Below are 24,118 nucleotides of genomic sequence, written 5' to 3'. Positions count from 1 at the left end.
CTCTGAGGTTAATGCTCGATGCGCAGCAGGACCTTGCCGAACTGCTTCGCCGATTCGAGATAGCGATGGGCTTCCGCCGCCTCGCTCAGCGGGAACACCTTGTCGACGATAGAGCGCAGCTTGCCGCTCGCCAGCATCGGGATCATCGCGTCGAGATCGAGCTTGGTGGCACTGTTGGAGCCGACCAACTGCAGCTCCTTGTGGAAGACGTAGTTGACGTCGATCTCGCACTTGTAGGAGCGCGTGCCGCCAACCGTCACCACACGGCCGCCGCGGGTGAGGCAACGGATCGATTTGCCGAGGAAGTCGCCGCCGACATGCTCGATCACGACATCGACGCCGCGCTTCTTGGTGCGCTTCATGATTTCCTCGGGGAAATCAACCTCGTTGTAGTTCAGCACCTCATCGGCGCCGAGCTCGATGGCCTTGTCGAGCTTCCACTGCGCGCTCGAGGACGCATAGACGTAAGCGCCGAGATTCTTGCAGATTTGAATCGCCGCCATGCTGACGCCGGAGCTTGCCGAGTTGACCAGCACGGTTTCGCCGGGGCGCACCTGCCCGCGCACGACAACCATGTGCCAGGCCGTACCGAAAGCGTTGGCGAAAGAGGCCGCCTGCTCGTCGGTCACCGAATCCGGAAGAGCGATCAGGTGATGTGCCGGCAGCTTCACATACTGCGCGTAGGCACCCGGCAGATGCGCGCCGAGATAGCGATAGTTGCGCGAGCAGCGGTTCGGGAAGCCGCCCATGCACTGCTCACAGGTGCCGCACGGCACCACCCACCAGCTCGTCACACGCGTGCCGATGGCGATGTCGCTCGTCGTCTCCGGCCCGAGCGCTACGAGTTCGCCGCCAAAGTCGCCGCCCAGAACGTGGGGAAACTTGCCCTTGTTCGGCTTGTAGCGACCGGAGCGAGCCATCAGGTCGTAGCCGTTGAGGCCGACCATGTTGACCTTCACCAGTGCTTCGCCACGGCCAGGCACCGGGGTCGGAAGCTCGCCGTATTTCAGCACGTCCGGCTCGCCATACTCTTGATAATACGCGGCTTTCATCTTTGCAGGGATCATCTGTGTCTCCGTTGGCTTTCCCATTTTTGGCTTCGTCGCCGGTCCTGCCTGGACCTTCTTGCCGAGCTTGGTATTATTTAGTATACAAATTTATACATAAGTAAAGCCGGGTTCGCACAAGAAATTTGGTGCCGTGATGATGAGCAATGAATCGCCTTCGCAACTGCGCGCGACCCAGAAGCGCCGGGACCGCAGCCTGCGCGACAGGACCATGAGCCTGGAAGCTGCCGCGGCGCTGATTGCCGATGGCGAGCATGTCGGCGTCGGCGGCAGCATGATGTCGCGCACGCCAATGGCGATGATCTGGCAACTGGTGCGATCGCGCCGGAAGGATCTCGTCTGCTATCGGCCGATCGCAACAAGCGAAGGCGATATCCTTCTCGCCTCCGGTCTCGCGCGGCGCGTGGTGACGAGCTGGTTCAGCCAGGGCATCATGTGGGGCGTGTCGCGCGTGATGCGGCAACACGTCGCGAACGATCCATCAAGCTTTGAGGAATGGAGTCATCTCGCGCTCGGCATGCGGCTGAAAGCAGGCGCGATGGGCGTGCCGTTCATGCCCGTGCGCACCATGCTCGGCTCCGACGTGCAGGCGGAGCGCCCCGAGGTGCACGAGATGAATTGCCCGTTCACCGGCGACAAGGTTCTGCTCGTGCCCGCGCTCAATCCGCAGACCGCGATCATTCATGTGCAGCGTTGCGACAAATACGGCAACGCGCAGATCGATGGCATGACTTTTATGGACCTCGACATGGCAATGGCGGCAGACCGCGTGATCCTCACCACGGAAAAGATCATCCCCAACGATGATATCCGCGATGCTCCGGACCGCACGGTGATTCCGTTCCTGTGCGTCGATGCCGTTGTGGAAGTGCCCTATGGTTCGATTCCGCATGAATGTTACGGTCTCTATGAGCCGATCATGTCGCATCTGGACGCCTACGCCAGAGCGGCTAACCTCGACCCGGCGAAAGCGCTACACGACTATCTCGATCGCTACTTCTATTCGCCGTATAATTGGGACGATTATCTTTCTCTCATCGGCAAGGACGCCATCGCCGATGCGGAGCAGGCCGTAGAAAGACCGACGCCTAATGCTTGACAGGATCGCCTGTACCGATCGGGAGTTGATGACCGTTCTCAGCGCGCGCAGCTTGAAAGACGGCGAGGTCGTTTTTGCCGGAATCGGCATTCCGCTGCTCGCGGCGTGCCTTGCGCAGAAGTCACACGCACCGGGGCTCACCATTCTGTTCGAAGGCGGCGTGGTCGGTGCGGCGATCGAGCCCGGATGGATTCCGCCCTCGACGAACGATCAACGCGGCGCCCATCGCTCCAACATGGTGCTCGGCAGCACCGAGGTTCTGCTGCTGTTGCAGCGCGGCCATGTCGATGTCGGATTCGTCGGCGGCGCGCAGATCGATCCCTACGGCAATCTGAACAGTTCGCTGATCCGCGCGACTGATGAGAAACCTGCGGCGCGTTTGCCGGGCAGCGGCGGCGGCAACGACATCGCCAGCCTGACCGATCTGATCGTGACGATGAAACACGAGCGGCGCCGCTTCGTGGAGAAGGTCGAGTTCATCACCAGCCCCGGCTGGCTTCGCGGCGGCACCAGCCGGCACGACAGCGGCCTGACCCTCGGCGGCCCGTGGCGGGTGATCACCGATCTCGCCATTCTTGGATTTGCGCCGGACACCAAGCGCATGCGCGTCGAGGCGCTTCATCCCGGCGTGACGCGCGAGCACATTCAGGCCCAGACCGGCTTCAAGCTCGACTTCGCCGACAACGTCACCACCACCGAAGCGCCGCGCGCGCAGGAGCTGGCCCTGCTCCGCGCGCTCGATACCGAACGGCTTTTGACGGGCTGAATTTTCACGTCCGATTTTCTGAGAAGCAATCTTCTTCAGAAAACTTCACGTTCCCACGAAAATAGAGGGGCCCGCCATGGCCGGGCATAGCCACCCGAAGAGCGTCATCGCTTCCGTTCGCCCATGCTCCGGCCATCCACGCCTTTCCTTATTGATTTTCTAGGACGTGAATGCCCGGCATAACGCCGGGCATGGCGAGTAGCTGATTTCGTCTAACCTGAATTTGCTCTATCCGTGCTTCATCAGCCGCAACGCGGCGCGCGCGTAGACGCGGGCGCAGTCAAGCACCGCTTGCTCCTCGGCGTAATCGTCGACACCAGCCGAGAGCGTCGGCTGCGGACCGTAACAGACGGACGGCACGCCGAGGTCGCGCCAGCGCCGTGCATCGCTGCCCGGCAGACGCACGACCATATCGGGCCGCGCGCCCCGCACCGTGGTGGCAGCCGCCATCATCTCCGTGACGACCGGATTGGACAACGAGGTCCAGCTTGCGTCCCAGCCTTTCACCGCGCGCACGCTGATGCCATCCGTGGAGCCGAGTGCGCGCACGCGCTGCTCGATCTCCTTCCCAGTGATGCCGGGCGGCAAACGCACATCGATCTCGGCCCGCGCCGAGGTGGCGATAAGGCTGCGCACGCCATCGGCACGCACGACGCCCGCGCTGAACGACAACCGCAGGCCAGTATTCTCCGGCCCACCCGTCACGCCATTAATCTCGGCGGGAATTTCGGCATAGACATCGTTCAGCGCATCGGCCTTGGTGAGCAGCGCCACGAGCTTGCCGACCGCCGTCTCGCCATTCATCGCGCGCGAGGAATGACCGCCATCACCCGTGGTCTCGACATCGAGCCACAGCAGCCCCTTCTCGGCGGGCGCCATGTTCATGAACCCCGGCCCTTCGCCGCTGATCATGTAATCGCCATGCACATCGGGGCGCGCAGCAAGAAGATGCACCGCACCACGGTCGCCGAACATCACCTCGTCGCAGACGGCCGTCATCGTCAGACGGCCGGGCAGTTCCTTGCGATGCCGCGCGAGAACGGCGGTGGCGAGGCACATCGCGGCCAGGCCGCCTTTCATATTGCCCATGCCGAGCCCGTAAAGGCGGCCATCCTTCCGCGTCAGCTCAAGGATCGGCACGCTCCAGCAGCTTTCATCGCCGGGGCGCATCGTATCCATATGCGCGTTGTAGACGATATGTCGTCCTGCCCCCTCGCCGAGATGCGCCACGAGATTCGGCGCATTCGGATCGCACGCGACCACCTCGGACGCGACGCCGTGTTCGCCAAGATACGCCTGCACCACCTTGGAGACACCGAGCGTCTCGCCGGGTGGGCTTTCGCTCGGCTCGCGCACCAGCCGGCCGCAGAACGCGATCAGGTTGTCACGCTCCGCGGAAATTTCCGCGTCGATCTTGTCGAGAAAGGTTTGCTCCTCCGTCATCGCCATCACGCCACCGCGAGAATGTCTTCTGGTGTGCGGCCGACGATCTGCTTGTAGACCGCAGCGTCGGTCGCACCTTCGGTGCCGTAGAACAACAGAACGCTGTCCTCGGTAAGGCCGAGCCGCGCGCGCGCATCGGCATCGCTCGCAGCGAGGATCGCACCCGCAAGACCGGCAACCGCGGACTCGCCGGCGACGATCGGATCATCACCGTAAGGCGCGGACGCCAGAACGCGCATGGCTTCGGCCGCAGCGGAATCCGGAATGGTCATGAAGGCGTTGGCGCCCCTGGAAAGAATTTCCCAGGCGATGATCGAGACTTCACCGCAGGCAAGGCCCGCCATGATGGTATCGAGCGCACCATGCACGGCGACCGGCTTGCCAGCCTTCGCACTCTGATAAAGGCAATCGGCGCGGTCGGGCTCGACCACGACATAATAAGGACGCGCCGCACCCTGCTGTTCCCAGAAATACGCGCAGATCGCAGCGGCAAGTCCGCCAACACCGCCCTGAACGAAAATATGCGTCGGCTTCTCGCCGATCTGCTCGACGCTCTCTTCGGCCATCACGGTGTAGCCCTGCATGACGTCGCGCGGCACGCTGGTGTAACCCTCATAGGACGTATCGGATACCACGAACCAGCCGTTCTCGGCCGCATCCTGCGCCGCCTTGCGCACGGCATCGTCATAGTTGCCGGGCACGACGCGCACTTCGGCGCCATACTTCGCGATAGCATCCTGACGGCCCTTGCTGACGGTCTCGTGCACATAGATCACGCACTTGCAGCCGAACAGGTTCGCGCCCCACGCCACCGAACGGCCGTGGTTGCCGTCCGTCGCGCAAGTCACGGTGATGCCGGAGACGATGTCAGCGAACGAGCGATCGACGATCGCCTTCGAGCGCACCACCTGCCCCGTCTTGGTTTCGATTTCCTTCTGCAACAGGCGCAGAACGGCGTAAGCACCGCCAAGCGCCTTGAAGCTGCCGAGATTGAACCGGCTGCCTTCGTCCTTGTAGAAAATATTCTTCACCTTGAGCGCACGCGCAAGCCCCGGCAATTCGCACAGCCGCGTCTTCTGATATCCGTTCCAGGACGTGATCTCCTGCTTGGCGAAATCGAAAGCGGCTCCACCCAGAATGGTCTCGCGAACGCCGTTGGCGTAGCTCTCGTCGCGCTTCGCCTTGGGGTTCTCCACGAGCTGGATCGACCCGGGGATAATCGTCATGTCAACACACTCCTCAGCGGCTGCTGGTGCAGCTCTGTGTTCCAGGGATTTCAGTAAGCAAGAGCAAGGCCGTCGCGACGGCCGTCGGCGCCGCCGCGAAGAATGCCGCGCTCGCGATCGATGAAGATCGCCTGCGCAGTGCCGAGCGGATTCACGGGGCGGGTGATGCTGTGGCCCATCGCCTGCAGCTTCGCGCCGACCTCATCAGGAATGGCGCGTTCAAGTTCAAACGTATCGCCCATCGCAAACATGCGCGGGAAATCGATCGCGGCCTGGATCGGCATGCCGTAATCGACGACGTTCGTCAGAATCTGCACCTGCCCCATCGGCTGAAAATGCGCGCCGGTGACGCCGAACGACATCACCGCCTTGCCATCCTTGGCAAGGATTGCCGGGATGATCGTGTGCATCGGCCGCTTCCGCCCCGCGAGCGCATTCGGGTGACCTTCTTCCAGCGAGAACGAGCAGGCGCGATTGTGGAAGATGACGCCGGTGTTCGGGCAGGCGATGCCGCAGCCGAAATCGTCGAAGATCGAATTGATCAGCGAGACCATGGTGCGGTCGCGGTCCACCACCGAGACAAACACCGTGTCGCGATGCGGCACCTGCACAAACGGCTTGATGTCCGCGATGCGCTGCTTCAGCGAGATCGCGCCGCGCAGCTTGCCGATATTTGCATCCGACAGCAGGCTCTTAACCGGCACCGCGCCGGTGCGCGGGTCCGCCATGAACAGGTCGCGCTCGGCATAGGCCATGCGCGCTGCTTCCGCCTGAACATGCAGACGCTCCGCGCCCATCGGATTCCAGTCGCCGAGCGGAAAGCCTTCCAGCACACGCGCCATCGACAGAACCGCAAGGCCCTGGCCACTCGGCGGGCATTCCCAGAGATCGTAGCCGCGATAATTGGCCGAGATCGGCGTCACGTACTCCGGCACGAATTCGGCGAAGTCTTCAACCTCATGCAAACCACCGACGGCCTGCAACGTCGACACCATGTGCTCAGCGAGTTCGCCTTTATAAAAGACATCGCTGCCGCGCTTTGCGACCGCGCGCAGCGTCGCTGCAAGCAGCGGCTGCTTGTGCACGTCACCGGGGCGCGGCGGCTTGCCGTGCTTCAGGAAGATCGCGTTTGCAGCCGGGTTGGCCTTCAGCTTGTCGGTCTGCCGCTCCCAATCGCGCGCGAGGCGCTCGGGCACGCAGCAGCCCTCTTCGGCAAACTTGATTGCCGGTGCGAGCACGCGCGCGAAATCCATCGTGCCGTGATCCGCGAGCAGCTTCTCCCATGCCGCGATCGAGCCGGGCACGGTCACTGCGTGCGGCGAACGCGGATCGATTGCCGTCTCCTTGCGGGCGCGATGATGTGCTGCATCGGCCTTTGCAGGCGACCAGCCCGATCCGTTCAACGCCGTCGGGGCCGTTTCAGTCTCGCGCTGGATCAGCGCGAAGCAATCGCCGCCAATGCCGGTTTGCGTCGGCTCGACAACAGCCTGCACGGCGGCGGCGCACACGGCGGCATCGATGGCGTTACCACCCGCGCGCAAGATATCGAGTGCGGCAATCGTCGCCTGCGGATGCGACGTCGCGACCATGCCGTTCTCGCCGAACGCCTCAGACTTCCCCGGCCGCTCGAAATCCCGATACGGCGCGTCGGACATGCGCTTCGACAACATCTCACATCACCGCAAGGCTGGAGTTGCGCAGATCGGTGACAAGCATCGAGGAAGGCGCATGCGTGATGCAGAACGGCGGCTTCGCCTTCATCACGGCAAACTGTGGCGTCAGCCCGCAGGCCCAGAACACCGGAATCTCGCCCTCGCCGACCGTGGGATCGCCGACATTCTGGTAGCGCTTGGCGAGATCGACGCCGATCTGCGCTGGATCGCCGATGTGCACCGGCGCGCCATGCACGTTCGGAAAACGCGAGGTGATCTGGATCGCGCGGATCGCATTCTGCGGCGTGAAAGAGCGCATGGTGACGATCAACGGCGCTTCAAACGGCCCCGCCGCTTCGGTCGGCATGGTCGAGACATAAACGCCTGCGACATTATTATTGGCGAGAAACCGCAGCGGAATGCCGTCGTCCTGCAACGCTTCCTCAAACGAGAACGAGCAGCCGAACGCAAACGTCACGAGATCGTCGCGCCAGTGGCTACGGATATCCGTCACCTCTTCGGTGAACTCGCCGTTACGGAAGATCTGATAGCGCGGCACGTCGGTGCGGATATCGATGTTGTCGGACAGCGCCGGCAACGACGGATCGCCGACATCCGAGCGGGTGAGCAACGGACAAGGTTTTGGATTGCGCTGGCAGAACAGCAGAAAATCCTCGGCCCAATCCTTCGGCAGGATGCAGATATTCGCCTGGACAAAGCCCGGCGCGAGACCCGCCGTGTAGCCGGTGTATCCGCGCTCGCGAATGGAACGCCGGACTTCATTGGGGTTCGCCCGATCCCATGACGGATCGTAAACGGGGCGCGGTGCTGACATGGCTGACATTCCCAATCGACTTGTTAGTTACGCGGAGCCCACGGCACCAGGATCTTCTCTACGAATTCGACGATGTAGTAGAGAATGACGCTCATGACCGTCAGGAGGACGAGAGCCGCGAAAGCGAGCGGCGTGCGCGCCTGCGAGGACGAGACGAGGATGATGTAACCAAGCCCCTCTTCCGAGCCGACGAACTCGCCGATCACCGCGCCGATGACGGCCAACGTGATAGCGATCTTCAGACCGACGAAGATGTGCGGCATCGCCGTCGGAAAGCGGATCTTGATGAAGGTCTGCATCTGCGTCGCGGACAGCGAGCGGATCAGGTCCATCACCGCGGGCTGCACGGAGGCCAGTCCGGTCGTCGCACCCACCACGATGGGGAAGAAGCAGATCAGGAATACGACGAGCACCTTCGACAGAGTGCCGAAGCCGATCCACAGCGCGAGGAGCGGCGCCACGGCGACTTTCGGAACGGACTGCAAGGCAAGGAGAACCGGATAGACCGTCCTGCGCAAGATCGGCGACCACACGATGATGACCGCGAGCGGCAACGCCACGGCGATGGAGAGCGCGAAGCCGACCAGCGTTTCATAAAGCGTGATCAGCGAGTGCCCCCACAATTCGTGGCCGGACTCGCGGAACGCCTGATAGATGTCCGCTGGCGACGGCAGCAGCCAGCGCGGAATCTCGAAATAGCGGCAGCTCGCTTCCCAGAGAATGAGAAGCCCGACAAACGTCAAGACAGGCGGAGTCGCGTCGCGAACCCTCGGTCCCGTAATCAGCACCTCGTCCTCACCCTTCGAGGCGGGGGCGGTCTTTGCGGCTGTGTTCTGTGACAACGGATTCTTCCTTACTCAATGACCGATTTTGTCGCGGATGAAATCGGAATACGCCTTGAACTCCGGCGTGAATTCCATGCCCTGCGTGCGCGGGCGCGGCAGATCGATTTCAATGATTTCGGAAATTCGTCCCGGCCGCGGCGACATCGCAACGACGCGGTCCGCGAGCAGGATCGCTTCCGGAATGTTGTGCGTGACGAAGATGATCGTCTTCTTCTCGATGTCCCAGATGCGCAGCAGTTCAAAGCCGAGTTCTTCACGGGTCATCGCGTCGAGAGCGGCGAACGGCTCGTCCATCAGAAGCATCGAGGGATTGTGCACCAGCGCGCGGCAGATTGCGGCGCGCTGCTGCATGCCGCCCGACAGCTCGTTCGGACTGCGCTTCTCAAAACCTTCGAGGCCAACCATTTTCAGAAGCTGATAGGCCCGCTCGCGCGCCTTCTTCATATCGAGGCGCAGGATTTCCGCCGGCAACAGCACGTTGTCGAGAATGTTGCGCCAGGGCAGCAGAACCGCCTGCTGAAAGACGATGCCGATATCGCGACTCGGTGCGAGAATCTGCTCGTCGCTGATCAGCACCTTGCCGCTGGACGGCTTGATCAGGGCGCTGATAATCCGGAGCAGAGTCGACTTGCCGCAGCCGGAAGGCCCGAGCAAGGCAATGAACTCATCTTTGCCGATAGTCAGGTTCACATCCTGAAGCGCAACCGTACGCCCGCCTTTGACGAGGTACGTCTTGTGCAAATCTTCAATGCGAACTTTGCTATTGGAGATCTCGGTTGCTGTATTCATGCGATCGAGTTCCATCATCAAGAGACTGTTGGTTTCGGCCACATCGACTCATGCGACCGGCGTGCTGGACGAAGCAGGGACACGCATGTCCCTGCCCGTTCGTTTCAAAACGCGTTGTGACGCGCGCCTTAGAGCTTGGAGCGGAACACGTCCTGCGCCTTGACCTTGGATTTCATCTCGTAAGCACCCGAGACGATATCCACGGTCTTCTGCATCCGCGCTTCGTCGATCGCACCCGCAGCGTTCATATCGACGAGGCTTGCCACGGCACGCACTTCCGCGGCGCCGACATCAACGTCGATCTGGCTGTGATACTTGTTCAGGATTTTCGCCGCTTCTTCGGGATTGGCGGCAGCATCCTTCAGCCCGCGCCAGGTCGCCTCGACGAAGCGACGGACCAGATCGGGATTCGACTGGAGGATCTTTTCGCTGGCGATGATGCCGTTGCTATAGAAGTCGAGGCCCGCATCGGCGTATTTGAGCTGCACCAGTTCCTTGTTGCCGGCGGACTTCTTCAACAGCGCCTCGCTGATCGAATAATATCCAACAGCGTCGGAGCGGCCGAGCGCAAGGCTCGCGGCGATCGCATCGCTCGAGACCACGCTCCACTTCACCTTCGCGGAATCGATTCCGGCGGCCTTGGCATAAGCCTCGAACAGACGCGGGATCGCGCTGTTGGGCGCATCGGCAATCCGGCGGCCTTCGAGATCCTTCGGTGTCTTGATGCCGGAATCCTTGAGCGCGAAGATCGCGTGCGGCGCCTTCGAATAGATCATCGACACCATCTTGACGGGGATGTTGTCGTTGCCGCGGCCGAGGATCACCGCAGCCGCATCGGCAAAGCCGAACTCCGCGGAGCCCGATGCCACCTGCTTCACCGCATCGGCCGAGCCCTGCCCGCGAACGATGTTCACGTCGAGACCGGCCTCCTTGTAGTAGCCCTTCTCGAGAGCCACGAAGTAATAGGCGTGACGGCCGAGATAGCCGAAATCCGTAACGAACGAGACTTTATCAGCAGCGTTGGCCGCAGTTGCTGTGGCAACCGCAAGCCCGATGGTGAGCCATTTCACGATGGACTTCATCAGCGTACTCCCTCCCCAACCCCGGAGCTTTGGCCTTCACAAGCGAAGGCACTCATTGATGCATGCGCTCGTTGACGGCATGCACATGGATCGCGTGTTTTCTTGACGTCGATTTTTGGGATCATGTATCCAAAAATTCAATTTGGCAATCCCCTCATCCACAGTCGGAAAAATCGTCCTTGTTACAGGTAAGATAGTGTATTAGCTCTGTAATCGATGTGAAGTGCGACGCGCCGTCCCACTGATCTGACGATTTTCATCTGGATACAAAATGACGGACGCATCCAATTTGCGACCAGCGTCAACGGTCTCCTGGCTGGTTGAGACGCTGCGGGAATCGATCCTGAGCGGCGCGCTTCCGGCTCATAACGTCATCCGGCAGGACGAAATCGCCGAACAACACGGCGTTAGCCGCACGCCTGTGCGCGAGGCCATTCGCCTTCTTGAAGCCGAAGGACTCGTCATCAGCCGGCCGAACCGCAGCGCGGTCGTTGCGCCGCTCGACCCCGAAGACGCGATCGAGATTTTCGAAATCCGCGCCGCGATGGAAGCACTGGCACTGCGCCGTTCGATCCCGCGCTTCACGGAAGAGCACAAGGAGGTCGCCATTCAGGCGCTGGAGGCGCTCGAAGAGGTGCGGCATGATGCCTCGACCGAAGCGCACAAGGCCTTCCACCTTGCTCTCTATGCCGCGGCGGGCTCGCGCCTCCTGAGATTGATCAGCCAGCACATCGATGCCGCCGGACGCTACCTGCGCGTCGAGGCAACGCTCGCAGGCACAATGGATGAAGACCGCTACGAACACCGCAGCCTGCTGGAAGCTGTACTCGCCAATGACGTTCCGGGCGCGACGCGGCTGATCGAGCGCCATCTGCGCAGCACCGGCCTCGAAGTCGCGGAAGTTCTGCGCAACAAGAACCCGCATCGGCAGGACCAGCGGCAAATGGCCCGGCTTCGCATCAACGCGCGCACGCCGTCGTAACAGGCCGTTCGTCACATCGGCGGGGCCGCGTTACTTACCATCCGTTGATACAAGCTTGCGTCAGTTCGCCGGGTAAAACGGCAATCGCATCGCAATCGATACTGACCGGCGACGGCACCTGCGCGACGCAAAGTCGCGCCACGCGCCCCATGGCGGCCGAACATACCGTGAGGATCGGGCGCGCACGCCTCCCTGCCACCGCAGGCAGCCCACGCATTGACCGCCAGCGCGCCATCATCCTGATTTTTCGCGGCGAAATGAATTCGCACGCCTTCCCGGGAAACGCTCGTCCGACGCCCTCCGAAGCGATCCGGGGGCCTGCGCAAGCAGCGTCAGTGTGCTTCCTTGACAATTGTATCCAGTATGAATTTGTATACCTAAAAGCAAGAAACGACAGCCTGATCGACAGTTCAACGGGAGGTTCCCATAATGAAATCAATATCAAAGCTCGCAATATGCCTTGCAGCTTTCTCCGCGCTGGTGCCTCAACCGGCCGCCGCACAGGAGAAAATCACCTTCACCACCGACTTTGGATACATGGGCCGCCACAGCTATTACTTCGTGGCACGAGAGAAAGGCTTCTACAAAGACGTCGGTCTCGACGTGAACATCGTCCGCGGACAGGGCTCCGCTGACTCGGTGAAGCAGGTCGCCGCAGGCACCGCGCAGCTCGGCTTTGCGGACGCCTCGATCGTCATTCTCGGACGCGGCAACGACGGCGCGCCGGTGAAGCTCGTCTCGATGGTCTATCACAACCCGCCGCACGCGATTTTCACGCTGGAGTCGTCGGGCATCAAGAAGCCGAAGGATCTCGAAGGCAAGCGGATCGCCGACACCGCGGCGAGCGCGCTCAAGAACCTGTTCCCGGCCTATGCCAAGGCCGCCGGCATCGACGACAAGACCATCAACTGGATCATCATCACGCCTGACGCCCGCGCGGGCACGCTGTCGCTCGGCCGCGCCGATGCGGTGCCGGACTATCTGATGGGCCAGGCGCTGTTCCAGAAGACCATCGGCGACAAAAAGATGCTGCGCTTCACCTATGCCGAAGCCGGCATGAAGTTCTACAGCAACGGCATCATCGCAAACGACAACTTCATCAAGTCCAATCCGGACACGATCAAGCGCTTCCTCGCCGCAACCTATCGCGGCCTGAAGTATTCGCTCGCCCATCCGGAAGAGGCTGCGCAGATTCTGAAGAAGAACCACTCGCACATCGATCTCGATATCGGCGAGGCGGAGACCCGCACCGTTGCGACGCTGGTCCAGAACCCGGAGAACCCGACCGGCGCGATCGATCCCGAACTTCTGCAGAAGACCATCGACCTCGTGTCCAACGCTTTCGATCTGAAGTCGAAGGTGACGGTCAACGACGTCTACGCGCCTGGCTTCATCGGAAACTGAGCGCACGAAACGCACCGACGCCAGTGCGGTACGACATGACCGCCGGGCCTGAGGGACAAACGCCTTCAGGCCCGGCATCAATGATGAAGACGGCCACCTGATCTAGATGGCCGTATCTGACCGGATGGAACGGCCCCGATGGGTAACAGTGGCCCGCGCACCTGCATTCGCTTCATCCTGAACGGCCACGATGTCGTGCTGTCGGATGTCGCAGCCAGCGACACGCTGCTTGATTATCTGCGCCTGCGCAGAGGCATGGTTGGCAGCAAGGAAGGCTGCGCGGCGGGCGATTGCGGTGCCTGCACCACGCTGATCGGCAGGCTTCGCGACGGCCGGCTCGTTTATGAAGCCGTCGATTCCTGCATCCGCCTTCTCGCCTCCATTGATGGCTGTCACGTCGTCACCGTGGAGCATCTCACCAAGCCTGATGGCCGGCTCAATCCTATTCAGCAGGCGATGGTCGATACGCATGGCTCGCAATGCGGCTTCTGCACGCCGGGCATCGTCATGTCGCTTTATGCGATGTGGCTCGCAAGCCCCTCCCCGTCCGATGCAACGATCGAGCGCACGCTGCAAGGCAATCTCTGCCGCTGCACCGGCTATGAGCCGGTCATGAAAGCTGCGCGCACGATCTCGCATTACGGCTCCGTCGCAGACGATCCTCTCAAGCAGACGTATGACGAAATTCAAACCCGGCTCGACAAGCTGCACGACAACCGCCGCGTCGAGATCGAGCATGGCGGCAGCCGCATCATTCTCCCCGCGAATGTCGATGATCTGGCGGATGCGATCGCGACCGAGCGCAACCCGACCATCGTCAGTGGCGCCACCGATGTCGGCCTGTGGGTCACCAAGGACATGCGCGCCATCTCCCCGGCAATCTTCACCGGCCATCTCGACGAGCTGAAGCGCGTCACGGAGAACGACGCATCGATCACCATCGGCGCGGGGCTGACCTACAGCGAGGCGTTTGCGATTCTGCCGAAGCACTTTCCCGCTTTTAGCGGCCTGCTCAAGCGCATCGGCGGCGAGCAGGTTCGCAACATGGGCACGATCGGCGGAAACATCGCCAACGGCTCGCCCATTGCCGACACCCCGCCGACGCTCATCGTGCTCGGCGCGCGGTTGATCCTGCGCAAAGGCAAGTCGCGGCGCACGCTTCCGCTCGAAGACTTCTTCATCGACTACAAGGTGCAGGATCGCCAGCCGGGCGAGTTCGTGGAAGCGATCGAAATTCCGAAGCTCAACCCTGCGAGCCGGTTTGCGGTCTACAAGATCTCCAAGCGCCGCGACGAAGACATCTCCTCGGTGCTCGGCGCTTTTCATCTCACTCTCAATGACGCCAACTGCGTCGAGACGATCCGCATCGCCTATGGCGGCATGGCCGGAATCCCGAAGCGGGCGAAGGCGGTCGAGGATTCGCTGCTCGGCCAGCCGTGGACGGAAGACACCGTGCAGGCGGCCATCGGGAACTTTGCCAAGGACTTTGCGCCGCTGACCGACATGCGCGCCAGCGCGGAATATCGTATGCTGGTCGCGCAAAATCTTCTACGCCGTTTCCATGCGGAGACCGAAGGGGCCGGAGAAGCGGTTCGGCTCGTGCGCCATCCCGACAGCGAGGCGATGCATCATGGATAAAACCGCGGCTGAAGTTCTGCCCTCCCAGGCTTTCGGCGCCGTTCACACCAGCGTCGCGCATGAATCCGCCGCACGCCACGTCAGCGGCACCGCCGTCTACATCGACGACATGCCCGAGCCAGCCGGGCTGCTGCACGCCTATCTCGCGCTCTCGAACATCTCCCACGGAATGATCCGCGCGCTCGACCTCTCGGCTGTGCGTGCCGCGCCGGGCGTGGTCGGCGTGCTCACGGCGAGCGACATTCCGGGCCTCAACGACATGAGCGCGATGAACCGGAAGGACGAGCCTATCCTTGCCAAAGACAAGATCGAGTTCGACGGTCAGGCCCTTTTCGCCGTGATCGCGCAGACCCGCGAGCAGGCACGGCGCGCCTGCTCGCTCGCGAAGATCGACTACGACGAGCTACCCGCCGCGATCGACTTCGCCGATATCGACACCAGAAATGGCAAGCTCGTCACCGAGCCGCTGGTGCTCACGCGCGGCGATACCGAGGCAGAAATCGCATCCGCGCCGCACAGCCTGTCAGGCGAAATTCGCATCGGCGGGCAGGAGCATTTCTACCTCGAAGGGCAAATCGCAATGGCGATGCCCAACGACGGTGACGAGATCATGGTCTATTCGTCGACGCAGTATCCCGCCGAGGTGCAGCGGACCGTCGCGCACGCTCTCAACGTGCCGTTCCATGCCGTCGAGATTCATACCCGCCGGATGGGCGGCGCGTTCGGCGGCAAGGAAACCCAGGCGACACAGTTCGCGGCGATTGCCGCGCTCGCCGCACAGAAGTTCAACAAGCCGATCAAGATCCGCCCGGATCGCGACGACGATATGCGCCTCACCGGCAAGCGGCACGACTTCAACGTCAGCTATCGTGTCGGCTTCGATGACGACGGCCGCATTCGCGGCGTGGACTATCACTATGCGCTGCGCTGCGGCTATTCCGCGGACCTGTCCGGTGCCGTCGCCGACCGCGCGCTGCTCCACTGCGACAACACCTATTACTATCCCGCGGTGCATGCGGTGTCCGCGCCGCTCTACACCAACACGGCGTCCAACACCGCATTCCGTGGCTTCGGCGGGCCGCAGGGCGTGCTCGGCTGCGAGCGCGTAATGGAAGAGATCGCATTCGCGCTCGGCAAGGACCCGCTTGAAGTCCGCAAGGCGAATTTCTACGGCACGCGCGATTGCAACATCACGCCGTACCGGCAAGAGGTCGAAGACAACATCATCGGCCGTCTGGTGCGCGAGCTGGAAAAGACCTCGGAGTACGCGCGTCGCCGCCGTGAGATTCGTGCGTTCAATGCGCAGAATCGTTTCATCAAACGCGGGCTCGCGCTGGTGCCGGTGAAGTTCGGAATGTCGTTCACCAACACCAATTCCAATCAGGCCGGCGCGCTGCTGCACGTCTATACCGACGGCTCCGTGCAGATCAATCACGGCGGCACCGAGATGGGCCAGGGCCTTTACATCAAGGTCGCACAGGTCGTCGCGCAGGAATTGAACATCGACATTTCGCAGATCAAGGCGACTGCGACCACTACCGGCAAGGTGCCGAACGCATCGGCCACCGCGGGCTCGACCGGCTCGGACCTGAACGGCATGGCGGCGCGCGATGCCGCGATCAAGATCCGCAAGCGCCTCGCCGCCTTCGCCGCCAAGACCTATGGCGGCACACCGGACGACGTCGCCTTCCTGCCGGGCTGCGTGCAGGTCGGCAGCACGCGCATCACCTTTGCCGATCTGGTGAAGCAGGCGCAGTTCGCCCGCGTGCAGTTGTCCGCCACCGGTTTCTACAAGACGCCGAAGATCAGTTGGGATCGCACCAAGGCATTCGGCAAGCCGTATTATTACTTCGCCTACGGCGCGTCGTGTTCGGAGGTCAGCATCGACACTCTGACCGGCGAATATATCGTCGAGCGCGTCGATATCCTGCACGATGCGGGAAAGTCGCTGAACATGGCGATCGATATCGGCCAGATCGAAGGCGGCTTCATTCAGGGCATGGGTTGGCTCACCACCGAGGAGCTGATCTGGGGCCGCAACGGATTCCTGCGCACCCATGCGCCCTCGACCTACAAGATTCCGCTGGCCTCCGACCGGCCGAAGATTTTCAACGTCGCGCTCACCGGCTGGTCGCGCAATCATGAGGCGATCTCCTATCGCTCGAAAGGCGTCGGCGAGCCGCCGCTGCTGCACGGCATCTCCGTGCTGCACGCGTTGTCGGACGCGGTTGCAAGCGTCGCGAACCACTGCATCTGCCCGCGGCTCGATGCGCCGGCGACGCCGGAGCGGGTGCTGATGGCGATCGAGCGGCTGCGCGCCCAAAGCGGCTGAGCCATGTTCACGCATGACGATCTCCGGGCCTTCCTCGCGTGCACCGGCGCGTATGCGGTTGTGCGGATCGTCGAAGCGAAGGGGTCGACGCCACGCGAGCGCGGCACCATCATGCTGGTCTCACCCACGGAGATTCTAGGCAGCGTTGGCGGCGGGCGGCTCGAATTCGTGGCGATTGCGCGGGCGCGTGAATTGCTGGCGCAAGGCGGCGCGCCGGTCACGCTCGCCATTCCGCTCGGTCCCGAAATCAGCCAGTGCTGCGGCGGGCATGTCACGCTGCAGATCGCAAGCGCAACGCCCGACACCACTGCCACTCTGCTCGCGGAGGCCGCCCATGCCGACGCAACCGCGCCGTCGGTCTACATCTTCGGCGCCGGCCATATCGGCATCGCGCTGTCGTCCATTCTTGCGATCACGCCGGTGCGCGTCGCTCTCATCGACACGCGTGACGACGTCTTCGCCGGCGTGCCGGCGCGCGTCGACATCCACCAGAGCGCCCTGCCCGAACAGATCGTCCGCGAGGCAGCACCGGGCGCAGCCTTCGTGATCGTGACCCACGATCACAGCCTCGATTTCCTGATCGCGGCGGAAGCCTTGAGGCGCACCGACGCCACCTATGTCGGCATGATCGGATCGCGGACGAAGCGCCAGACTTTCAAGACCTGGTTTTTGAAAGAAGCCGGCGGCGATATCCCGACTTATGAGCGGCTGGTCTCGCCGATCGGTCGCGGCGTCGTGCAGGACAAGCGCCCTGCCGTCATCGCCGCACTGGTCGCAGCGGAGGTTTTGACCGCGCTCGACGGCGCCGGCCGGACATAAGGCGATCCCGCGCCGCATTCTTGACGCGCGCCGTGCGCGGAGGGAACATTTTCCCGTCACCGTGCTTTAAGTCGCCGTGCTTTAAGGTGTCGGCCACCCGAGGAGGATCACATGCGCATCCCCGCTGCATTCGTACTGGCTTGCGCCGCGATGGGGCTGTTCTGGAGCGCGTCTCCGGCAGAGGCGCGGGACTATCGCTATTGCCTCTATGAAGGTTTTGATACCGCAGGCGACTGCTATTACAGCACCTACGCGCAATGCATGGCCTCAGCCTCGGGCCGCGTCGCCTATTGCAACATCAATCCGATGTATAGCGGCGAGCCCGCGAAGCCGCGCCAGCGCCGCAAGGCGCGCCCGCATCGCTATTAAGCTTGGCTCAAGCCGCGCAGTCAGCGTCGGTGAGATCGTCTTCGGTGATGACGCAGTTGCGGCCGGACGCCTTCGCCTTGTAGAGCGCGCGGTCGCAACGCTCGATCAGCGAGGCCATGGATTCGCCGGGGCGGAATTGCGCCACGCCGACCGAGACGGAAATGTCCGGCAGCGATTCCCCGGTCGAGCGGCGGGTGAGATGGCAACCCGCGACGGTCTCGCGAATCCGCTCCGCCACCGCGCGGCAGGTCGCAAGGTCGGCACCCGGCAGAACCGCGATCAACTCCTCGCCGCCGTAGCGTGCCGGCAGATCGTTCTCCCGCACCCGCTCGCGCAGCACGCTCGCGATCAGGCGGATGACCTGATCGCCGACATTGTGGCCGTAGGTGTCGTTGAACTTCTTGAAGTGATCGATATCGAGCATCAACAGGCTCAGCGGGTCCTCGACCTCCATCGCCCGCATCTGTGCGGCACGGAAGAATTCCTCCAGCGCCCGGCGGTTCGGCAGCGAGGTCAGCGTATCGGTCTTGGCGCGCTCCTCGGCATCGCGCAGCGAGCCGCGAATGGTGTCGAGCTCCTGCGAGGCTTCGGTGAAATTGGTCTCGAGGATCGAGGCGCGGCTTGCGGCGCTTGCCAGTGCCGCCATCAACGCCTCGATCAGCGCGCGCGGATCGATGCCCTGATCGGCGCGGGTGGCGACGCCGTCGATCTCGCGGATGTGGTCGCGGTTGTCGGTGATGGCAGTCGCGAGATATTGCTGCGCCTGAGCCATCACCTGACTGAGCTGCTCGGAGATGTTCTGCGCCGCGGGCGCGTGAACACCGGGCGTCGCCATATACATCGTACGCAGGTCGTCGCAGACAAAGCTGTCGAACTTGCGCTTGTTGCCGACCAGAATGTCGATGGTGCGCTTCAGATCGGGCGGCGTGCCGAGGCAGTAGTTGAACCAGACGGTGAAATTGTTCGGCGTGGCCGGGACGTTTTCCCGGAGCATATGAAGCATGGCACGCTCCGCGATCTCCTTCGCGGACTCGAAATCCATGTCATCCTGCGCAATTCTTGCCATGACCCGCGGTCTGAAACTGTCAAATGATCCCCGCGCGAAATCTGCGCGCAGGACGCCAGAAGGCCGGTTTGCGCGAGTTGAGCACCCGCATGCGCCCGAAACCGCTGCAGGCCCCGGACTCACTATAAGTAAGTGTATGCATATACCCATGCGGTTTAGGAAGTGTTGCGACGCACTCGCGCATTGTCATGACCGTTCGTGCTGCAATGCGGAATAACAGGACACCGCCGAGGGACGCGCGTTCACCCGCCGCGACTGCCTACTGGCATAGCGCCCGCGTCACAAAATTCTCGGTGCGGCACTCGCCCGGCGCGCCGGTGCGGCCCGAGATGTAGACCCGCGCCGAGCATTTTTCGGCGGTCTCGATATCGAGGCTCTTGCCGTGGGCGAACCCCTTCGCCTTGCACAACGTCTCGGCGGCCGTGTTGCAATCCGGCGCGCCGTTGGCCGCGACAGGACAGGCCGCGCGGCCGGTCGTGACCGATTGCATTTTCGTCAGGCCATCGGTTGCGGACTTGGTTTTGGCGTTGAAGTCTTCCAGCGTCTTCTGCGACCCCTTCAGGCCCGAGGAGAGGTGCGAAGCCGAATCCTTGAGAAGCTTGCCGAGCTCTTCGACAAATCCCGAACTGCCGGAGCGCGGAGGGGGTGTCCCCATTTGAGGCGCGGGAGGCTGAGGCGCAGGAGGCGGAGCCGCCTGTGTCAGGGGCGCTCCGGCTTGAGGAGCTGGCGATGCAGGCGCGCCCGTCACCGGCGCCAGTGGAGCGGACGTGACCGGTGCATTCGCAGCCGGAGCCGCCGACTCTGCACCCGGTGCGAAGGACTGCGAAAGCGCAGGGAGAGCGCCACCCAAAAACGCGCCGCACACCACGAGACCGGCCGCGGCGCGGCAACTGCGGATGCCGAGATATCCGACCCATCGTCTCATGCACCGACCATAGCTTCCCTGCGCCGCCGCGCAAGGAAGTCCGCAACGTTCCGCGATGGTCAGAACAGCCAGAGCGCCGCGACGAAACCCAGCACCAGCACGATGGCACCGATCGTGACCCAGAAACCGAGACGCTTCTCGATATGGTGGCGGATCGTCGCACCGTAGCGGTTGAGCAGCACGGCGAGGACGAAGAAGCGCCCGCCGCGGGTGATCACCGAGAACAGCACGAACAGCCAGATATCGTATCCGGCAAAACCCGAGGTGATGGTGACGATCTTGTAGGGGATCGGCGTCAGACCCTTGAGCAGGATGATCCACGCGCCATACTCCGCATAGGAGGCGCGGAAGGCGTCGACCTGATTGCCGTAGCCGTAGAGCTGGATCAGCCACTGCCCGACCGAGTCATAGAGCAGCGCGCCGATCGCATAGCCGAGCACGCCGCCCGTCACCGAGGCGATGGTGCAGACCATCGCATAGATCCAGGCGCGCTGCGGCCTCGCAAGCGCCATCGGGATCAGCATGATGTCCGGGGGAACGGGAAAGAACGAGCTTTCCGCAAAAGACACTGCTGCCATCAACCACAGCGCGTAGGGCTTGTCGGCGGCGGCGATGCACCAGTCGTAGATCCGTCTCAGCATGCCGCGATGAACCACGCGCGCGCGCATTTGTCCATGCACGACATGATCGATCAGCCGCCAACCCGGCGCGGGAGCACAGGCGCGACGATCGCCTTGTGACGGGGGGCAACCGGAACAGGCCCGCGACCGCCGGCGGCTTTCGACTTTGGCAATTTTTCGGCAATGCCCTGCGCCTGCTCGCGGCGATCCATCTCGTCCCAGATATCCTGCGGCGAGATGCCGGCCTGCGCCCACAGCACCGTCAGATTGTAGAGAAGGTCGGCGCTCTCGCGGATGACCGCATCCTGCCGTCCGCCGACCGCATCGATCACGACTTCGATCGCTTCCTCGGCGAGCTTCTTGGCCATCTTCTCGGGCCCGCGCTGAAACAGCTTCGCCGTCCGCGAAGCGGCGGGGTCAAGGGTGCGCGCGGCGATCACCGCACGGTATAGCCGCTCCAGCGAATCACTCATGTTGTGAAGTTAAACGAACCACGTCGCCACAAGGTTAACGAACGGTGGACGCCGGGCAATGACATCCGGCGCACGATACATCCGGCCGCGACAACCATCGCAGCCGGACGCTCACGCAACGGGCCGATCAATACGGGTAATAGCGGTAGCCGCCGTAATAGCCTGGCCCGCCGTAATACGGACGCCCGTAATAGGGATCGCCGCCGTAGTAGTAATTGTCCCGGTAATAGTCGCGGCGGCGCGATTCCGCTATGGCCGAGCCGATCGCGCCGGCGGCCATGCCGAAGATCGCGGCAGCGGCGGCATCGTTACGGCGATGGGCGCGCCGTGCGGGACGGGAGCGTTTCGCCGCCCGCGCGCTCACATCGGTGAGCGCCGCAGAGGCGCCCGTGATCGCGACCGGCGCACGCGACAGTCCGTCGGACGCGGCCTGAGCCGGGCTTTGCGCCGACACCGCGACGAACATCGATGCCGCCAGCGCGCAGGCTGCGAGCTTGCCCGTCAACGAGATCGATTTGGTCGGAAACGCCATCGGAAATGCCATCTCGGCCCTCCTTCGGGGTGAGCATGATAACGAAACGTCCCGGAATACATGGGGTTCCCAAACCGCCAATCAAGCGGCCGGTCAGGCAGCCCCGTAAAGCGCCCAGAGCCTCGCAGAAGCTGGGGCATTTCCAACGCCCAACGTCGTCTGTCGCTTGTGCGACGCAGGGAGGTTTGTCAAAGTCGGTCAACACCGGCTTTGGCCCTCCTCCCGGGCCCGCATTAAGCCCTCCGTTCAGGCCCTCATGGCTCTTGTCCGTCTTTATCTGCGTGTCCTCGATCAGCTCGGCGACGAGGCCCGGCTTGCCTGGGTGCTGGCGTTCGCGAACCTCCTGCTCGCCACCGCGCAGTTCGCCGAACCGGTGCTGTTCGGCCGCATCATCGACGTGCTGTCCGCAAGCCCCTCGACCGGCGGCATCGCAGCGTCGGTGCAATCCCCGTGGCCGCTCCTTGCCGCATGGGTCGGCTTCGGCCTCTTCACCATCGTCTGCAACGCTATCGTCGCCTGGCACGCCGACCGCCTGTCGCACCGGCAGCGGCAGGCGGTGCTGACGAGCTATTTCGACCACATCATGCAACTGCCGCTCACCTTCCACACCGGCACCCATTCGGGCCGGCTGATGAAGGTGATGCTGCAAGGCACCGATGCGCTATGGCGGCTGTGGCTGTCATTCTTCCGCGAGCACTTCGCGGCCGTGCTCTCGCTCGTCGTGCTGCTGCCGCTCGCCTTCTACATCAACTGGCGGCTTGCCGGCATCCTGTTCACGCTGTGCATCGTCTTCACCGCGCTGACGACGCTCGTGGTGCGCAAGACCTATTCGCTGCAGATGGAGGTCGAATCCCATTACGGCGACCTCGCCGCCCGCGCCTCCGATGCACTCGGCAACGTCGCGCTGGTGCAAAGCTTCGTGCGGGTCGAGGCCGAGGTGCAGGGGCTGCGCGGCGTCGCCGACAAACTTCTCTCGGCGCAACTGCCGGTACTGTCGTGGTGGGCGCTCGTCGTGGTGATGACGCGCGCCTCGACCACCATCACCATTCTCGCGATCTTCGTCGTCGGCATCTTTTTACATCAGCAGGGCCTCGCCAGCGTCGGCGAGATCGTGATGTTCGTTTCCTTCGCCACCATGCTGATCCAGAAGCTCGAGCAGGTGGTCGGCTTCATCAACAGCATCTTCATGGAAGCGCCGCGGCTGCAGGAATTCTTCGACGTGCTCGACGCCGTGCCCGCGGTGCGCGACCGCCCCGACGCGATCGATCCCGGCCGCCTGCGCGGCCTCGTCGAATTCGATAACGTCTCGTTCTCCTATGACGGCAAGAAGCCCGCCGTCGCCGATGTCTCCTTCACCGCGCTGCCGGGCGAGACCATCGCGCTGGTCGGCGAGACCGGCGCGGGCAAATCCACCGCGATCGCGCTTTTGCATCGCGCCTTCGATCCGCAATCGGGCGCCATCAAGATCGACGGCATGGACATCCGCACCATCACGCTTGCGGCGCTGCGCCGGAACATCGGCGTGGTGTTTCAGGAAGCACTGCTGTTCAATCGCTCAATCGCGGAGAATTTGCGCGTCGGCAAGCCGGATGCGACCGACGAAGAACTGCGCGCGGCCGCGGCGGGCGCACAGGCCCTCGACTTCATCGAGCGCAGCGAACAGAAATTCGACACCAACGCCGGCGAGCGCGGGCGCATGCTCTCCGGCGGCGAGCGCCAGCGCATCTCGATTGCGCGCGCACTTCTGAAAAATCCGCCGATCCTCATTCTCGATGAGGCGACCAGCGCGCTCGACGCCGTGACCGAAGCCAAGGTCAACGCTGCGCTCGACACCGTGATGCAGGGCCGCACCGCGTTCGTGATTGCCCATCGCCTCTCCACCATCCGCAATGCCACGCGCATTCTGGTGTTCGACAAGGGCCGCGTGATCGAGAGTGGAACTTTCGACGAACTCGTCGCGCACGGTGGATATTTCGCCGAACTCGCCCGCGCACAATTCATGGTGCAGGAGAATAACCGCGCGGAATTGCCTGTTGCGGACACGAAATCCTGACAAATTCGCGCGATGACGAAATTTGGCCCAGTTCATGGCGGATAGGCTCGCAAAAGGATGCGGACGGGCTTTCTCCCGCGCCCAAGCCGGTATAGGTTTGC

22 protein-coding genes are annotated in these 24,118 nt (G+C 62.9%); 9 read left to right on the top strand and 13 right to left on the bottom strand.

Going from position 1 to position 24,118, the window contains the following annotated elements; genetic code table 11:
* Positions 1-8: 8 nt before the first annotated feature.
* Positions 9-1,067 carry a zinc-binding dehydrogenase gene (locus tag OCA5_RS03860; RefSeq protein WP_012564482.1) on the bottom strand — a complete coding sequence of 353 codons (1,059 nt, stop codon included), beginning with the start codon at positions 1,065-1,067 and terminating at the stop codon, positions 9-11.
* 136 nt (positions 1,068-1,203) lie between these two features.
* On the opposite strand from OCA5_RS03860, the gene OCA5_RS03855 reads away from it, so the two are divergent.
* Positions 1,204-2,166: a CoA transferase subunit A gene (locus OCA5_RS03855; RefSeq protein ID WP_012564483.1), complete on the top strand. Its 963-nt coding sequence runs from the start codon at positions 1,204-1,206 to the stop codon at positions 2,164-2,166.
* Positions 2,159-2,932, top strand: coding sequence for a CoA-transferase subunit beta (locus OCA5_RS03850; protein WP_012564484.1), 774 nt, complete (start codon positions 2,159-2,161; stop codon positions 2,930-2,932). Before OCA5_RS03855 ends, OCA5_RS03850 begins: the two co-directional genes overlap by 8 nt.
* Before the next feature lie 228 nt (positions 2,933-3,160).
* On the opposite strand, the gene OCA5_RS03845 is transcribed toward OCA5_RS03850, so the two are convergent.
* From OCA5_RS03845 to OCA5_RS03815, 7 genes are all read right to left on the bottom strand, one after another.
* Entirely contained in the window at positions 3,161-4,375 is a 1,215-nt protein-coding gene (locus OCA5_RS03845; RefSeq protein WP_244396090.1) for a M20 family metallopeptidase, read from the bottom strand.
* Between the two features lie 5 nt (positions 4,376-4,380).
* On the bottom strand, positions 4,381-5,601 hold the full coding sequence (locus OCA5_RS03840; RefSeq protein WP_012564486.1) for a diaminopropionate ammonia-lyase: 1,221 nt from the start codon (positions 5,599-5,601) through the stop codon (positions 4,381-4,383).
* A 50-nt stretch (positions 5,602-5,651) separates the two neighbouring features.
* Positions 5,652-7,271 (bottom strand): gamma-glutamyltransferase, encoded by a 1,620-nt coding sequence (gene ggt, locus OCA5_RS03835; RefSeq protein ID WP_012564487.1) that lies wholly within the window; start codon positions 7,269-7,271, stop codon positions 5,652-5,654.
* 1 nt (position 7,272) lies between these two features.
* Positions 7,273-8,088, bottom strand: coding sequence for a putative hydro-lyase (locus OCA5_RS03830; protein ID WP_012564488.1), 816 nt, complete (start codon positions 8,086-8,088; stop codon positions 7,273-7,275).
* Between the two features lie 23 nt (positions 8,089-8,111).
* The gene (locus OCA5_RS03825) at positions 8,112-8,930 is read right to left on the bottom strand and encodes an ABC transporter permease (protein WP_012564489.1); all 819 of its coding nucleotides are present in this window, start codon (positions 8,928-8,930) and stop codon (positions 8,112-8,114) included.
* A 15-nt stretch (positions 8,931-8,945) separates the two neighbouring features.
* Positions 8,946-9,722 (bottom strand): ABC transporter ATP-binding protein, encoded by a 777-nt coding sequence (locus OCA5_RS03820; RefSeq protein ID WP_013912853.1) that lies wholly within the window; start codon positions 9,720-9,722, stop codon positions 8,946-8,948.
* Positions 9,723-9,850: 128 nt separating this feature from the next.
* A complete protein-coding gene (locus OCA5_RS03815; protein WP_012564491.1) occupies positions 9,851-10,804 on the bottom strand; it encodes an ABC transporter substrate-binding protein in 954 nt (317 codons plus the stop codon).
* A gap of 271 nt (positions 10,805-11,075) precedes the next feature.
* On the opposite strand from OCA5_RS03815, the gene OCA5_RS03810 reads away from it, so the two are divergent.
* The 6 genes from OCA5_RS03810 (at position 11,076) to OCA5_RS03785 (ending at position 18,348) form a co-directional block, all read left to right on the top strand.
* The gene (locus OCA5_RS03810; protein WP_012564492.1) at positions 11,076-11,786 is read left to right on the top strand and encodes a GntR family transcriptional regulator; all 711 of its coding nucleotides are present in this window, start codon (positions 11,076-11,078) and stop codon (positions 11,784-11,786) included.
* 429 nt (positions 11,787-12,215) lie between these two features.
* Positions 12,216-13,190, top strand: coding sequence for an ABC transporter substrate-binding protein (locus tag OCA5_RS03805; RefSeq protein ID WP_012564494.1), 975 nt, complete (start codon positions 12,216-12,218; stop codon positions 13,188-13,190).
* 138 nt (positions 13,191-13,328) lie between these two features.
* Complete coding sequence (gene xdhA / locus OCA5_RS03800) at positions 13,329-14,828, top strand: xanthine dehydrogenase small subunit (RefSeq protein WP_012564495.1); 1,500 nt, start codon at positions 13,329-13,331, stop codon at positions 14,826-14,828.
* A complete protein-coding gene (gene xdhB / locus OCA5_RS03795; protein WP_012564496.1) occupies positions 14,821-17,160 on the top strand; it encodes a xanthine dehydrogenase molybdopterin binding subunit in 2,340 nt (779 codons plus the stop codon). The genes xdhA and xdhB overlap by 8 nt, the downstream gene beginning before the upstream one ends.
* Positions 17,161-17,163: 3 nt before the next feature.
* Positions 17,164-17,979 (top strand): xanthine dehydrogenase accessory protein XdhC, encoded by an 816-nt coding sequence (gene xdhC / locus OCA5_RS03790; protein WP_012564497.1) that lies wholly within the window; start codon positions 17,164-17,166, stop codon positions 17,977-17,979.
* A 111-nt stretch (positions 17,980-18,090) separates the two neighbouring features.
* On the top strand, positions 18,091-18,348 hold the full coding sequence (locus OCA5_RS03785; protein ID WP_012564498.1) for a DUF3551 domain-containing protein: 258 nt from the start codon (positions 18,091-18,093) through the stop codon (positions 18,346-18,348).
* 7 nt (positions 18,349-18,355) lie between these two features.
* Here OCA5_RS03785 and OCA5_RS03780 read toward each other — a convergent pair whose 3' ends face one another.
* The 5 genes from OCA5_RS03780 to OCA5_RS03760 all read right to left on the bottom strand — a co-directional run bounded on the left by OCA5_RS03780 (position 18,356) and on the right by OCA5_RS03760 (position 21,976).
* Positions 18,356-19,390, bottom strand: coding sequence for a GGDEF domain-containing protein (locus tag OCA5_RS03780; protein ID WP_013912852.1), 1,035 nt, complete (start codon positions 19,388-19,390; stop codon positions 18,356-18,358).
* 283 nt (positions 19,391-19,673) lie between these two features.
* On the bottom strand, positions 19,674-20,069 hold the full coding sequence (locus OCA5_RS19445; RefSeq protein WP_012564500.1) for a hypothetical protein: 396 nt from the start codon (positions 20,067-20,069) through the stop codon (positions 19,674-19,676).
* Positions 20,070-20,398: 329 nt separating this feature from the next.
* Positions 20,399-20,980 carry a YqaA family protein gene (locus OCA5_RS03770; protein ID WP_013912850.1) on the bottom strand — a complete coding sequence of 194 codons (582 nt, stop codon included), beginning with the start codon at positions 20,978-20,980 and terminating at the stop codon, positions 20,399-20,401.
* Positions 20,981-21,030: 50 nt separating this feature from the next.
* Positions 21,031-21,432 carry a phosphoribosyl-ATP diphosphatase gene (gene hisE, locus OCA5_RS03765; RefSeq protein ID WP_012564502.1) on the bottom strand — a complete coding sequence of 134 codons (402 nt, stop codon included), beginning with the start codon at positions 21,430-21,432 and terminating at the stop codon, positions 21,031-21,033.
* 127 nt (positions 21,433-21,559) lie between these two features.
* On the bottom strand, positions 21,560-21,976 hold the full coding sequence (locus OCA5_RS03760) for a hypothetical protein (protein ID WP_012564503.1): 417 nt from the start codon (positions 21,974-21,976) through the stop codon (positions 21,560-21,562).
* A gap of 244 nt (positions 21,977-22,220) precedes the next feature.
* Here OCA5_RS03760 and OCA5_RS03755 point away from each other — a divergent pair, with 244 nt between their 5' ends.
* Positions 22,221-24,017, top strand: coding sequence for a glucan ABC transporter ATP-binding protein/ permease (locus OCA5_RS03755; protein ID WP_012564504.1), 1,797 nt, complete (start codon positions 22,221-22,223; stop codon positions 24,015-24,017).
* Positions 24,018-24,118 lie beyond the last annotated feature (101 nt).

The organism is Afipia carboxidovorans OM5 (assembly GCF_000218565.1).
GTDB lineage: Bacteria > Pseudomonadota > Alphaproteobacteria > Rhizobiales > Xanthobacteraceae > Afipia > Afipia carboxidovorans.
Note: the sequence above shows the minus strand (reverse complement) of the source record. Positions and strands in the feature narration are given on the sequence as shown.

Excerpts from the sequence above, each read along its gene's own strand:
- xdhA (WP_012564495.1), top strand. The coding sequence starts at position 13,329 with ATGGGTAACAGTGGCCCGCGCACCTGCATTCGCTTCATCCTGAACGGC.
- OCA5_RS03785 (WP_012564498.1), top strand. The coding sequence starts at position 18,091 with ATGCGCATCCCCGCTGCATTCGTACTGGCTTGCGCCGCGATGGGGCTG.
- OCA5_RS03850 (WP_012564484.1), top strand. The coding sequence starts at position 2,159 with ATGCTTGACAGGATCGCCTGTACCGATCGGGAGTTGATGACCGTTCTC.
- OCA5_RS03840 (WP_012564486.1), bottom strand. The coding sequence starts at position 5,601 with ATGACGATTATCCCCGGGTCGATCCAGCTCGTGGAGAACCCCAAGGCG.
- OCA5_RS03820 (WP_013912853.1), bottom strand. The coding sequence starts at position 9,722 with ATGAATACAGCAACCGAGATCTCCAATAGCAAAGTTCGCATTGAAGAT.
- OCA5_RS03855 (WP_012564483.1), top strand. The coding sequence starts at position 1,204 with ATGATGAGCAATGAATCGCCTTCGCAACTGCGCGCGACCCAGAAGCGC.
- OCA5_RS03770 (WP_013912850.1), bottom strand. The coding sequence starts at position 20,980 with ATGCTGAGACGGATCTACGACTGGTGCATCGCCGCCGCCGACAAGCCC.
- OCA5_RS03755 (WP_012564504.1), top strand. The coding sequence starts at position 22,221 with ATGGCTCTTGTCCGTCTTTATCTGCGTGTCCTCGATCAGCTCGGCGAC.
- xdhC (WP_012564497.1), top strand. The coding sequence starts at position 17,164 with ATGTTCACGCATGACGATCTCCGGGCCTTCCTCGCGTGCACCGGCGCG.
- hisE (WP_012564502.1), bottom strand. The coding sequence starts at position 21,432 with ATGAGTGATTCGCTGGAGCGGCTATACCGTGCGGTGATCGCCGCGCGC.
- OCA5_RS03810 (WP_012564492.1), top strand. The coding sequence starts at position 11,076 with ATGACGGACGCATCCAATTTGCGACCAGCGTCAACGGTCTCCTGGCTG.
- xdhB (WP_012564496.1), top strand. The coding sequence starts at position 14,821 with ATGGATAAAACCGCGGCTGAAGTTCTGCCCTCCCAGGCTTTCGGCGCC.
- OCA5_RS03805 (WP_012564494.1), top strand. The coding sequence starts at position 12,216 with ATGAAATCAATATCAAAGCTCGCAATATGCCTTGCAGCTTTCTCCGCG.
- OCA5_RS03780 (WP_013912852.1), bottom strand. The coding sequence starts at position 19,390 with ATGGATTTCGAGTCCGCGAAGGAGATCGCGGAGCGTGCCATGCTTCAT.
- OCA5_RS03845 (WP_244396090.1), bottom strand. The coding sequence starts at position 4,375 with ATGACGGAGGAGCAAACCTTTCTCGACAAGATCGACGCGGAAATTTCC.
- ggt (WP_012564487.1), bottom strand. The coding sequence starts at position 7,271 with ATGTTGTCGAAGCGCATGTCCGACGCGCCGTATCGGGATTTCGAGCGG.
- OCA5_RS19445 (WP_012564500.1), bottom strand. The coding sequence starts at position 20,069 with ATGGGGACACCCCCTCCGCGCTCCGGCAGTTCGGGATTTGTCGAAGAG.
- OCA5_RS03860 (WP_012564482.1), bottom strand. The coding sequence starts at position 1,067 with ATGATCCCTGCAAAGATGAAAGCCGCGTATTATCAAGAGTATGGCGAG.
- OCA5_RS03815 (WP_012564491.1), bottom strand. The coding sequence starts at position 10,804 with ATGAAGTCCATCGTGAAATGGCTCACCATCGGGCTTGCGGTTGCCACA.
- OCA5_RS03760 (WP_012564503.1), bottom strand. The coding sequence starts at position 21,976 with ATGGCATTTCCGATGGCGTTTCCGACCAAATCGATCTCGTTGACGGGC.
- OCA5_RS03830 (WP_012564488.1), bottom strand. The coding sequence starts at position 8,088 with ATGTCAGCACCGCGCCCCGTTTACGATCCGTCATGGGATCGGGCGAAC.